Source organism: Wolbachia endosymbiont of Nasonia vitripennis, assembly GCF_048054115.1.
GTDB lineage: Bacteria > Pseudomonadota > Alphaproteobacteria > Rickettsiales > Anaplasmataceae > Wolbachia.
Window position 1 is genome coordinate 1 of sequence record NZ_JAFEVF010000024.1, and the last position, 12,421, is coordinate 12,421.

General features: G+C 33.1%; 11 protein-coding genes and 1 pseudogene. 10 read left to right on the top strand and 2 right to left on the bottom strand.

Translation table 11 applies throughout. From position 1 onward, the window contains the following. Positions 1-44 precede the first annotated feature (44 nt). Both terL and JR053_RS03935 read left to right on the top strand, forming a co-directional pair. Positions 45-917, top strand: a pseudogene (gene terL / locus JR053_RS03930) (phage terminase large subunit); the annotation flags it as partial. A 130-nt stretch (positions 918-1,047) separates the two neighbouring features. Next, a complete protein-coding gene (locus JR053_RS03935; RefSeq protein ID WP_007302421.1) occupies positions 1,048-1,569 on the top strand; it encodes a pyrimidine dimer DNA glycosylase/endonuclease V in 522 nt (173 codons plus the stop codon). A gap of 208 nt (positions 1,570-1,777) precedes the next feature. Here the strand turns inward: JR053_RS03935 and trmB are convergent, their stop codons facing one another. Further along, positions 1,778-2,422, bottom strand: coding sequence for a tRNA (guanosine(46)-N7)-methyltransferase TrmB (gene trmB, locus JR053_RS03940; RefSeq protein WP_063631013.1), 645 nt, complete (start codon positions 2,420-2,422; stop codon positions 1,778-1,780). Positions 2,423-2,525: 103 nt separating this feature from the next. Here trmB and JR053_RS03945 point away from each other — a divergent pair, with 103 nt between their 5' ends. From JR053_RS03945 to JR053_RS03955, 3 genes are read left to right on the top strand one after another with little or no spacing between them, the layout of a single operon-like run. Beyond that, positions 2,526-4,178 (top strand): 30S ribosomal protein S1, encoded by a 1,653-nt coding sequence (locus tag JR053_RS03945; protein WP_010404236.1) that lies wholly within the window; start codon positions 2,526-2,528, stop codon positions 4,176-4,178. A gap of 19 nt (positions 4,179-4,197) precedes the next feature. Beyond that, a complete protein-coding gene (locus JR053_RS03950; RefSeq protein ID WP_010404234.1) occupies positions 4,198-4,476 on the top strand; it encodes an HU family DNA-binding protein in 279 nt (92 codons plus the stop codon). Positions 4,477-4,519: 43 nt separating this feature from the next. Beyond that, positions 4,520-4,837 (top strand): cell division protein ZapA, encoded by a 318-nt coding sequence (locus JR053_RS03955; protein ID WP_010404232.1) that lies wholly within the window; start codon positions 4,520-4,522, stop codon positions 4,835-4,837. Here JR053_RS03955 and JR053_RS03960 read toward each other — a convergent pair. Beyond that, positions 4,815-5,081, bottom strand: a complete 267-nt coding sequence (locus JR053_RS03960) for a succinate dehydrogenase assembly factor 2 (RefSeq protein ID WP_010404229.1) — start codon at positions 5,079-5,081, stop codon at positions 4,815-4,817. The two genes, JR053_RS03955 and JR053_RS03960, sit on opposite strands and share 23 nt — an antisense overlap. Positions 5,082-5,180: 99 nt before the next feature. On the opposite strand from JR053_RS03960, the gene rseP reads away from it, so the two are divergent. The 5 genes from rseP to JR053_RS03985 all read left to right on the top strand — a co-directional run. Continuing rightward, positions 5,181-6,296, top strand: coding sequence for an RIP metalloprotease RseP (gene rseP, locus JR053_RS03965; RefSeq protein WP_010404225.1), 1,116 nt, complete (start codon positions 5,181-5,183; stop codon positions 6,294-6,296). A gap of 7 nt (positions 6,297-6,303) precedes the next feature. Then, the gene (gene bamA / locus JR053_RS03970) at positions 6,304-8,637 is read left to right on the top strand and encodes an outer membrane protein assembly factor BamA (protein ID WP_029237650.1); all 2,334 of its coding nucleotides are present in this window, start codon (positions 6,304-6,306) and stop codon (positions 8,635-8,637) included. After that, the gene (locus tag JR053_RS03975; protein ID WP_010404220.1) at positions 8,638-9,198 is read left to right on the top strand and encodes an OmpH family outer membrane protein; all 561 of its coding nucleotides are present in this window, start codon (positions 8,638-8,640) and stop codon (positions 9,196-9,198) included. A 4-nt stretch (positions 9,199-9,202) separates the two neighbouring features. Continuing rightward, positions 9,203-9,634, top strand: coding sequence for a 3-hydroxyacyl-ACP dehydratase FabZ (gene fabZ / locus JR053_RS03980; protein ID WP_139686648.1), 432 nt, complete (start codon positions 9,203-9,205; stop codon positions 9,632-9,634). Positions 9,635-9,679: 45 nt separating this feature from the next. Beyond that, a partial coding sequence (locus JR053_RS03985; protein WP_416603613.1) for an FAD-dependent oxidoreductase occupies positions 9,680-12,421 on the top strand: 2,742 nt, incomplete at its 3' end.

Below are 12,421 nucleotides of genomic sequence, written 5' to 3' on the forward strand. Positions count from 1 at the left end.
CAGTTAATTCATGCCTGTCAGATCAAGTCTAAACTATTACACTTTTAGTAACCAGGCTCAACGACAGAAAAAAAGGAGTTATCGTTCTTGTGATGCACAGACTCCATTTAGAAGATTTAACTGGTCACCTCCTCTGTAAACCAAGAAACATATGGCACCATGTCTGTTTACCAATAATAGCTGAAGATAAGGAGATTATTTATTCAGTTAATAATCATATTCCAGAGCATGAACAGGAAATATACTCAAGAAAAGAAGGTCAATTGTTGTATTCCCTAACTGAAGGAAAAGAAGAAATTGAGATGATAAAAGCTGAACTTGGGAGTTATGGTTTTGCTGCTCAATACCAACAAAACCCTCTACCACTTTCAAGTGCTATAATTAAACGAGAGTGGTTGAAGCGCTATAAAAATTTTCCTGATAGCCTCTTGCATGTAACACAAAGTTGGGATACTGCAATTTCAACAAACAATACAAGTGACTTTAGTGTCTGCACTACCTGGACAAAAGTAGATAATACATTCTATTTACTCGATGTATATCGCGCAAAACTTGAATATCCAAAACTTAAAGAGAAAGTTCTGTCGCTGGCTGCAAGGTGGAAGCCACACGCAATTTTAATCGAAGCAAAAGCAAGCGGTCAGCAATTGGTTCAGGAGCTCAGGAAAAACAGTGATTTACCTATTATTCAAATAGTACCACATGATGACAAATTAACTCGATTTCACCGAATTGTCCCAATTATAGAATCTGAGCGGGTTTTTCTCCCTAACCAAGCAGTATGGCTTAGCGACTTTGAGTATGAGATTTTAATGTTTCCAGAAATCCGTCACGACGATCAAGTAGACAGTACCGTGCAATATCTTCAGTGGGTGAGAAATAATATTGCTAGAGTGGTAGCTATACGTTCATTGTAGCTTGAAAAGGTTCCTCGGAATTGTGTATAATTTTTTTAACTGAGCTTATTTAACTTATCCATTTTCTGAATGATATTTTAGGGTTTATTGAAATAAATACTACGCAAAAATTCTATCTCTGGGTGCTTAGATGAATATCTTTATATTAGACGAAAATCCTGTAACTGCAGCACAAATGTTATGCGATAAGCACATAGTAAAAATGCCGCTAGAAACTGCTCAATTGCTTAGCAGTGTTTTTTCAATAGCATTAAAAGAGCCAAATCCTTTAGTCAGCATTACAAACCAGAATATAGAAGTTCCATATAAACTTACTCACAAAAACCATCCTTGTTCTTTATGGGCTAGACAATCAAAAGGAAACTTTGATTGGTTAATAAAACATGGAAAAGAATTGTGTATAGAATATAGCTTGCGATACAAAAGAACGCATAAATCCGAAGAAGTTATAGATTGGTGCGATAATAACAAGGATTTGCTAATATTTCGATCAGCTGATATACAAGCTTTTACACAAGCGTTACCTGATCGATATAAATGTAATAACCCAATAGAAGCATATAGAGAATATTACCTAAAAGAAAAGATGAGATTTGCTAAGTGGGAAAAAGGTAGAGAAGCACCAGATTGGTTGCTAGACAAAATGCTATAGGTTATAAAATTATCCAAACCGATCATAAAAAAGGTAGAATTGAAGTTGCAAAAGCAATGCTGGCTGATAATGTTGATGTTTATCAAGTTTATTGATCTTTCTATTTGTGAGATTAAAGAATTCAGTAAACTGTTATTCCCAGTATATGGTAGGCTACTTGCACTATAGAGTGTCATGTACACATCTGTACTAACAAGCAGAGGTAAATCTAAGTCAGTTTAGATATAACATTTACTTTAAAAAACTTTATTTTACGCTGATATTCTAGCGCTTTTCTGTGGTATTTTGTTGGGGTATAATTTGCAAAACTATCTTCCTTATAGGTTAAAAAATTACACTGCTTTATATGTAACTCTATCCACTCTGCATAATCCTGATGATCAGTTGCAATAAATATTTCACCTGTGACAAGTATTTTTTTTGCTAATAAATTTAAAAATTCCGTATTAATTAACCGTCTTTTGTTGTGACTTCTTTTTGGCCATGGATCTGGAAAGAGAATAAAGAATTTTTCAACACTGTGGTCAGGAAAATTGACAATTAATTCTCTTGCATCTTCTGTCCATATTAAAATATTTTTTATGCTGTGTGCTTCTATGCTTTTTAGCAAGGAAGAGACCCCCTTTAAATAAGGCTCACATCCTATAAATAATAGATCAGATTCATTGAATGCCTGATGGAGCATATTTTCACCATTACCGAAACCTATTTCTACCCGTATTCTTTTTTGTAAGTCTACGATCTTTTTTATAGATTCCTTGCTGTTTTTAATAGAATACTTCTCCAGAACATTCAACTTCAACCTAGATCTTCTGGAAAATGACCTAATCCAATTATTATTCCTAGATAACATATCTTACATAACTTAATCTTTTATAGCTTAAACAATTCTCGAAATGAATTAATGAGAATTTACTTGTCACTAATTATTAATATTATATAATATATGAGTTCTAATGAAGTTAAAATTAAAAGGTATGGAAAGTACAGTTGCTATCAAGAGGCTATCATCAAATAGGTTCATAGAAGAGATATTTCAAGATCAATTTGATAATCAAGACAATGACTTTTGTGAAGATTCTTTTGCTAACAAAATCAAAGAAGGAGATGTGGTAGAAGGTATAATCACAAGAAGAAATTCTAATGATATTGTGGTTGATGTTGGTTTAAAGTCAGACGGAAGAATTCTGATTAAGGAGCTCAGTTGTAATGATGATATCACTGTTGGCTCGAAAATTAGAGTTTATGTTGAAAGAATTGAAGATTACCATGGTAATGTTGTTCTTAGTCGTGAGAAAGCAATCAGAGACGAAAAATGGAATAAATTGGAAGAAAGCGCAGTTACAAAAGATGAAGTAACAGGAATCATTAAACGCTCAATTAAATGCGGTTTTATTGTTGATCTTGGTGATGGAATAAGTGCGTTTTTACCGCTGAGTCATGTGGATTTGAAGCAAATAAAAGATGCTAATCACCTTATTGAAACTGAACAAAAATTCATCGTGCTTAAAATGGATAAGAAGCAGGGGAATATTGTAGTATCAAGAAAGCTGGTATTAGAGAAATTGCATGCTGGTGAAAAAATTAAGTTTTTAGAATCTTTAAATGAAGGTGATGTAGTAGAAGGCAAAATAAAAAGCATCACTCACTACGGTGCATTTGTTGGCATTCATGAATCAGATACAGTGGGAGTTATAGATGGGCTGCTACATATTACAGATATCTCTTGGAGTAATGTAAGTCATCCATCTGCAATTTTTTCTTATGGTCAGCATATAAAAACTAAAATTATAAAAATAGATAGAGAAAATGGAAAAATCTCCCTGGGTGTAAAACAATTAGGAGACAATCCTTGGCAAGATCTAGAGTCAAAATGTCCAATTAACAGCGTACACAAAGGATGTGTAACGGGTATAAAAGATTGTGGATTCATTGTTGAGATTAAACCTGGGATTGCGGGTTTGGTACACTCATCAGAAATAACTTGGAGCAAGAGTAATTTACCAATCAGTAATTTTGTAACAATAGGACAAGAAGTGGATGTAAAAATTCTCGGTATTGACATTATTAAAAATAAGATGAGTTTAAGCACAAAAAGGTGCGTAGAGAATCCTTGGCAAGTATTTATTGATAAATATCCTCTTGGTTCTATTGTTTCTGGTAAAGTTAAAAGCAACAATGGTTCACAAATATCTGTGACTTTTGATAATTCTGAGATATCTGAGGACGTAGAAGGAACAATTTATATGCAAAATCTAAGTTGGTCGAAAAACAATTCAGATGAGATAAAAAAGTATAATGTAGGTGATGAAATAGAAGCAAAAGTGATAAGGGCTAACGTAGATCGGACAAGAATTTATCTTGGAGTAAAGCAAATAGAGTATGATCCTCTTGAAGAACTGATAGAGAAAGTTAAAGTAGGGGATAAAATTCAGGTTACTGTAAGTAAGAGAGAGGAAAATGGTCTAATCGTTGAGGTTGAGAACAATGTAACCCTTTTAGTAGATCAAGAGCATTTACCAGAAAATAAAAAGTTTTCTATATCAGAAAAAATACAAGTTGAAGTAGTAGGTGTTGAAAAATATAATATAATATTATCTGCCAAATAACTTCTTGTGCTTCATATAAATGGCAACGAAATCTGATATAATAGCAAAAGTGGCAAAAAAACACCTTTTGTTAGATAAGGTCATTATAGCAGACATAGTTGATAGTTTCTTTCGAGTGTTTTCAAACACGTTGAAATATCATAATAGAGTTGAAATCAGGGGGTTTGGTTCTTTTTCAATTAGAAGCTATAACTTGAAAGAAGCAAGTAATTTGACGTCACAGAAGGTTGCAAAACATCAATACTTTAAAACTTATTTTCGTAGCAGTAAAAAGTTATCCCTCTTGATAAATGAATAAAAATCTATATTGTAAATTTGAAAGTTGTACAATATAGCATCATATGCAAGTAGTAGAAATAGTTATACATAATAACACATATAAAATATCTTGCGAAAGTAAAAAGAAGGACCATTTATTACAACTTGCTAATAGCTTCAACAAGCTAGTTAGCTCCATATCTCAAAGAACTGGAGGTAAGGGCTCAGATGCATTAAATTTCTTACTTGCAGCATTGACTCTCGAAGACAAAATTTTAGAATTAACAAAGCGATTAGACGAAATAAATCAAGAATGCAAAAAGTATAGGGAGGAAAAAAGAGTAGAATATGCTGAAGTATTAGATAGGGTAAACAAGATTATTGGGTGCATAAGTGATTAAAGCAAGCAATCAAATCGACTACCTCACTACTCAAATCAGGGGGGAGAAGTTTCTTACGAGTGATGTAACAATATAATTCGCAATCATCAAGATCAACTATTTTTTCGTATTCAATTAGTTCACTTAAGGAAAATTTATCAAGATATTTCAATGCAAAATGCCCTAAAAGTATATCAGTTTCTTTACAACCCCTATGCCAACTCCTATACATCAGTTTTCTTCTTAATAAGGAGATATCTATCATTGTCATTAAACTTTTTTTTAATTTAAAGACTAAACTAAATACTTGTCAAGCAAGGCGCATTTTAATATACTCAACGTTTGATTAAGATTTAAAACATAGGTGGAATTAATTTCTCATCAACTTAGCGCTGGAATATATTATTTTTTATCGTTTTCTTTAATAATTTCTATCATAGTATTCGTGCATGAATGTGGGCATTATATTGTCGCTAAAGCATGCAAGGTTAAAGTTGAATCTTTTTCTATAGGCTTTGGTCCTGAAATTTTTGGTTTTAACGACAAGTCTGGAACTAGATGGAAATTAAGTGCCTTTCCATTGGGTGGCTACGTTAAAATGTTAGGGGATACTAATGCAGCAAGCGTTCCTGTTGATCAACAAAAATTAACTGAAGAAGAAAAATTATACTCATTCCATACAAAACCTCGATATCAAAAAGCAGCAATAGTTTTTGCAGGGCCTTTTGCAAACATGATATTTACCGTTATAGCTTTCACAATATTTTTCAGCGTGGCAGGTTATTATCGTACTCCACCAGTAATTGGTAATGTAATTGAAGAAAGTGCAGCAAAGCAAGCTGGCCTATTACCAGGTGACACTATTACACAGATCAATGAGTACAAAATAAAATACTTTGAAGATATTTCACGCGTGATAATGTCCAACCCTGAAACAAGAATAGAAATTAAGTATAGAAGAAATAACGAAGAGTACAGAACTATTCTAACTCCGTTTACAGTTGAGGATAGAGATGTCTTTGGTAACATAATAGAAAGAAAAACTATAGGAATTACCTCAATTAATATGATAGGGTTAAAACAGTCATCTTTTCTTGGAGCTGCTAGCCTATCAGTGAATGAAACCTACCACACTATGTGTTTAACAATCAAAGCACTCTTTCAAATTGTTGTTGGTAAAAGGAGTATAAATGAAATAGGTGGGCCAATAAAAATTGCAAAATATTCAGGGCAATCAGCTAAAAAGGGACTTATGATGGTTCTATATTTTATGGCAATTATTTCAGCTAATTTAGCTGCAATTAACTTGCTGCCAATACCACTACTAGATGGTGGGCATTTATTTCATTATATTATAGAAGCAGTTATACGTAGAGATTTGAGTTTGAAATATCAAAAATATGCAGTCACTTTTGGTGCTACCATACTGTTTTTGTTGATGGCAGTTGCAATCACAAATGATATTAGGCATCTTTTTTAAGATACATATGAAAAAGTTATTTCACATACTAATAATAATATTTATTTCTTTTCCCACTCTACTTGTTGCTCTAGAAAATAAAGAAAAAGTACAGATAAAAAATATTAAGTATATTGGCAATGAGCGAGTAAGTGATCAAACAATAAGGTTTTATACAAAATTAGAACCAGGTAGTCATATAAATGATGATGATGTAGATTCAATTATAAAAGATTTATATAAAACAAAGTTATTTGCTAGTATTAACGCCTATATCGATGATGAAAAAAACTTAGTAGTAAAAATTCATGAGAATCCATTGATTAACAAAGTAATATTGAAAGGCAATAAGTTATTTAACAGTAAAGAGTTGCTAAATAACGTTATCCAGTCAAAATCACTAACTATTTTCACTGAAACAAAATTACAAAACGATTTAATAAATCTAGCTACTCTTTATAGGAACAGTGGTAAAATTGGTGTTAAAATTGCATATGAGCTAGATAAGCTTGGTAGCAATAGGATAAACCTAATTTTTAAGATAAAAGAAGGAAGAACGTCTAAAATTAAGGGTTTACGATTCATAGGTAATAAAAACTTTTCAGCAAATGAGCTAGAGCAAGTTATCAAAAGGCATAGCAACGATATATTTAGTAAGTTATTTAGAGCCATTTTTAAAAGCGGAACTCATTATTCACCTCAATATCTACTGATTAACACAGAACTGCTTGATCGCTTCTATTCATCTAAGGGATATATTCAAAATAATATCCAACCAATTGTTGAGGTTGATAATAACAACCAAATAGAGTTAACTTTTTTGATTGATGAAAAGCAGCAATACTTATTTGGAAATAATGAAGTTGATATTGAAACTGAGATTAAGGATTTAAGTTTAAGGGAAGAAATATTAGAATTTATCAAAGAGGAAAATAATCAAATATTTAATAGAGTTAAAATTAACAATACAGCAGAAAAAATAAGTAAACATTTAAACGAAAAAGGATATATATTTGCAAAAGTTAATCCAGAATATACACAACATAACAATATTGTGGATGTAACTTACAAAGTGCTACCAGGTAAAAAGATTTATATAAACCAAATTACTATTGATGGCAATGACCGCACTTTAGATAAAGTAATTAGAAGAAAACTTAGCATGGCAGAAGGCGACGCATATAACACATCTGAGATTCAAAAATCACGTAGAAAACTTATATATAGCGATTTTTTTGAAACAGTAAAAATAAATAGTTATATAGTGGATGAAAATGCAGTAAATCTTGATTTAAATGTCAAAGAAAAAAGAACTGCCTCGTTATCTTTAACAGGTGGCATGTCTCTTCCTGGTGGAGTATTTGTTAAAACCGATTTCACAGATCGTAATTTATTTGGTAGTGGTAAAGAGGTATCTTTTGCTCTTGAAAAAAGTCAATATGTTCTTTCTACTAGTATAGACGCTGTTGAAAATAATTTTAACGATTCTGATACGTCATTAGGCGTAGGTATATTTTATGAAAAACAAGATAAGCCAAACACCACTTTTGATACTTGTGACTGGGGAGGAACAGTAAAATTATCTTATAAAATTTTAGAAAATCTAACCAACTCTATTCGCTATTCTTATAAATATAACCATATACATACGGACAATAAGAGTGGAAAAGATGAGGATATCTCTGAGATAATAAGAGATCAAGAAGGTGAGTATCAGGTTTCATCAGTGGGATATACGTTATCATACAATAAACTGGATAACCTCTATACTCCTAAAGAGGGATATTTATTGCGCTTAAATCAGGATATTTCAGGATTGGGAGGAAATGTAAATTTCCTAAAATCTGAGTTTTTGTCTTTTTATACACGCCCTATACTAAGCAAAATTGATGATGATATAACATTGCGCTTTAAAATAGCAGCAGGTCATATTTTCTCTTATACCGATAAAGAGCTAAATATTGGCCAGCACTTTTTTAAAGGTGGTAATGAAATTAGAGGATTTGACCTTTCCGGCATTGGACCAAGAGCAGAAGACAAAAATAAAAGCTCATTGGGAGGCAAAACTTATTTTAATTTAACACAGCAAGTAGATTTTCCACTATCTAAATTATACGACTATGCTGGTATCAAAGGCTCACTATTTGTTGACTACGCAACACTTTTTGGTTTAGATGAAAAGGAGATATATAGTGGAAAATATTACGATAGTAAGCTTATAAGAGTATCACCAGGTTTTGGCTTTTCAATGCCCTCTCCTTTTGGTAGACTTAGATTAGATTTTGGGTTTCCTTTAGTAAAGGAAACTTATGATATAATACCATCACCAAACGTTAAAATTTCTATTGAAGCGGGGATTTGAATGAAATATATACAGTTATTTACATCAGTCATTGCCTTAATTGTTTCCTTATTTGTAGGGTATAAGTTTGTAGGGTATCAACCTCAGAGCGCGATTAATACAAAGGCTGCCATTATTGATAGTGACAAAGTTATCAACGAATCTCTGGCTCTGCAAAATATACAACAACAAATAAAGGAGCAGAATTCTAGATTACAGCAAGAATTTGAAAATGAGTTAGAAAAATTTAAGCCATCGAAAGAAGAATTTGACCTTTTGTCAGAAGAAGCAAAAAAAGAAAAGACGGAACAATTTAGTAAGTACACTGTAAGCGTTAGGGATAATTACGCTAAGAAAATGTCAAATTTAGAAGAAAACTATAGAGAAGCAGTAGAAAGTGTCTTTAACAAAATAAAAGAAGTGGCTAAAAGAACGGCAGAAAAAAACAATGTAGATTTAGTACTATTTATTTCAAAAAAGAACCAAGTTCTATACTCTATGGATGAGGTTGATTTATCAGATGTGGTATTAAAAAATGTAAATAAGGAAATACCTGAATTTGCTTTGCAAAGCATTGAGTAGGCTTATGCAATTTAATATCAGTGATATTATAAAAATACTACCACATTCTTATCCTTTTCTCTTAGTAGATAGGGTTATAGAATGCGAACCTGGTAAAAGTATAAAAGCAATCAAAAATGTGACTTTCAACGAGCCATTTTTTATTGGTCATTTTCCTGGCCATCCGATAATGCCAGGAGTTTTGATAATTGAGTCTTTAGCTCAGGCATCTGCTATATGTGTCCTCGGTAAAGAAACAATAGAAAATAAAGTTGTTTACTTTATGTCTATTGAAAACGCAAAATTCAGAAGACCAGTTATTCCAGGGGACACGTTGGTTCTTCAATCCAATATAAAAAGTGCGTGTTTGGGTGCATGCAAATTTGAGTGTGTTGCATATGTTGGGAAAGAAAAAGCTGCAGAAGCAACAATCTTAGCAAGACTGCAAGACAAATAAAATCTTCATCTGTAAGAAACAGTATGTACACTGTATAGTATAACAATGCAACTGAATTTCAAAATCTCATTTTCAAACTTATACACTTGTAGTGGATTAATAAAATTAGATGAGACGTTTTTAGATTATATAAAATCGTGCGATGAAAGCTTGTTTTGTTCATTAATTGAAGCAAGAGAAAAAGCAGCTTCTTCTTTGATGTCATCCCAGTGCTTGACACTGGGATCCATAGAACAACCAATGTTGGCCACTCAAATGACAGATAGTCAGTTAATAATAGACCTCTCATATTTACTTGATGAATTTATTGCAAAACTTTTTAATATTGGAAAAGAAGCAGAGGAGCTAAAGAAAAAGCACAACGACTTTGCTGCAATATATAAGTGTAAAAGGTTATTTGTTCAACGCTATGCATTAAAGAAGTACACTGATATAGCAGATATAGATATTGATTATGTTACCAGCAAATTAAATCGCTTTCTTGCCCTACCAACAACAGAAAAAAATTTTGCTGAGCAGGTGATGCGTTGGTTGGAAAATAAAGAGGATCACAAAGAAGAAATAGAACTTGCAGCGCAATATGCAGCGTGGAGAGTAAAAAATAAACAGAGTATACTTTTTAGTATTCACAGAAAAATTGATCACGAAAATCTCGTATCGTTCTTCAAAAAAGAAGTAGACGAAGTTGAGGTATTGTATTCAAGCAAAACAAAAAGACGACATGGTTTTGATCTGACAAGTGAAAAGGTGAGTTTGAATAAAGCATTGGATAATGCTCATTACTGCATATTTTGTCATAAGCAAAATAAGGACAGTTGTTCAAAGGGGCTAAGTAATAACGACAATAACTTTAAACAGTCCCCACTCAAAGTTGAATTGCACGGCTGTCCACTAGAACAGAAAATATCAGAAATGAATCTGGTGAAAAGCGAAGGGTACAGCATAGCAAGCCTTGCAATTGTGGTAATAGATAACCCATTATGTGCAGCTACTGGGAAAAGAATATGCAATGATTGCATGAACTCATGCATATATCAGAAACAAGAGCCTGTAAATGTGCCAATGATTGAAACAAGGATTCTAGATGATGTGCTTAGTTTACCGTATGGATTTGAAATATATTCTCTGCTTAGCCGTTGGAATCCTTTAAATTTTCAGCGTCCATTGCCAAAAGGAAACACAGGAAAAAACGTCCTAGTTGTAGGGCTTGGTCCTGCGGGTTTTAATTTAGCTCATCATTTATTAAACGATGGGCATAACGTTATCGCCATTGATGGACTAAAGATTGAACCTTTGATCGATAATTTTCAGCTAATTAAAGATTTCGAGCATGAAAAACTAAGTGAACGCACAGCTGGTGGATTTGGTGGAGTAGCAGAGTATGGCATAACCTCTAGATGGAACAAAAACTATCTAAAAATCATTAGACTTTTGCTGGAAAGACGTGAGAATTTCGCACTTTATGGAGGTATTCGTTTTGGTGGCACGATTAATGTTGATGACGCGTTCAACTCGGGTTTTGATCACATCGCCCTAGCACTTGGCTCTGGCAAGCCACGAATGATCAAAATAAAGAATATACTAGCTCGTGGAGTGCGTATGGCATCTGACTTTCTTATGTCGTTACAACTGACTGGCGCTCTTAAATTTGATTCTATAGCAAGTCTGCAAGTTCGTATGCCGATAGTTGTAATAGGGGCTGGGCTTACTGCGATTGACACTGCCACTGAAGCTTTAGCGTATTATCCAATTCAAGTAGAAAAATTTCTTCTTCGTTATGAAATATTGGTTGATAAGTACGGAAAAGACTGTGTTGAAAAAGATTGGACAGAAGAAGAGCACGAAATTGCGAATGAGCTCATATCGCACGCAAAGTTGATCCAAGCAGAGCAAGAATTAGCAAAAAAAGAAAGTAGAGAAATAAAAATATTAGAGTTAATGCAGAGTCTTGGGGGAGTGAAAGTTGTATATAGAAAAGAGCTGAAAGACTCGCCAAGTTATCGATTAAATAGCGAAGAGGTGCAAAACGCATTATCAGAAGGGATTTACTTTATTGAAAACTTAGAGCCAGTTGAAGTTGTGACAGATAAATATAACCATGCTGAGTCAATAAAACTGATAGACACAAAATCCGGCGAAATCAAACGTATAAAAGCACGTTCTATTTTTATAGCAGCAGGTACTGAGCCAAATACAGTTATTGCAACAGAAGATAAAAAGCATTTTAAATTAAGTAATGGGTATTTTACTCATTTGAATTCATCAGGAAAAGAAATAGACCCAATATTTTCTCCTAAAATGCAAAATAAAGATAGAATATTAGTGTATAAGCAAGGCAATAAAACAATCAGCTTTTTTGGTGATCTTCACCCTTCGTATAGCGGCAGCGTCGTGAAAGCTATGGCAAGTGCTAAGAACGGCTACCCTATTATTTCTCAGCTTTTGAGTGGAGTGATCCAAACAGCTAATCAGCCAGCGTCACGCGCTGGAGTGACGCTGTTCCGTCAAGCTAACAAAGAATTCTTTAATAGAATCAAAGAGCAATTCACTGCAAAGGTTATAAAAGTTCAATATTTAACAGACAAAGTTGTGGAAATAGTGATCAAAGCACCACTTGCGGCAAAAAATTTTAAACCCGGACAATTCTTTAGGTTGCAAAATTTTGCAACCAATAGCAGAAAAGCCAATAATACAAACCTTGCTATGGAAGGTATAGCCGTAACCGGCACTGAAGTAGACAAAAAAAAAAGGAATTATTTCCACTATTGTGCTGGAAATCGGCGGCTC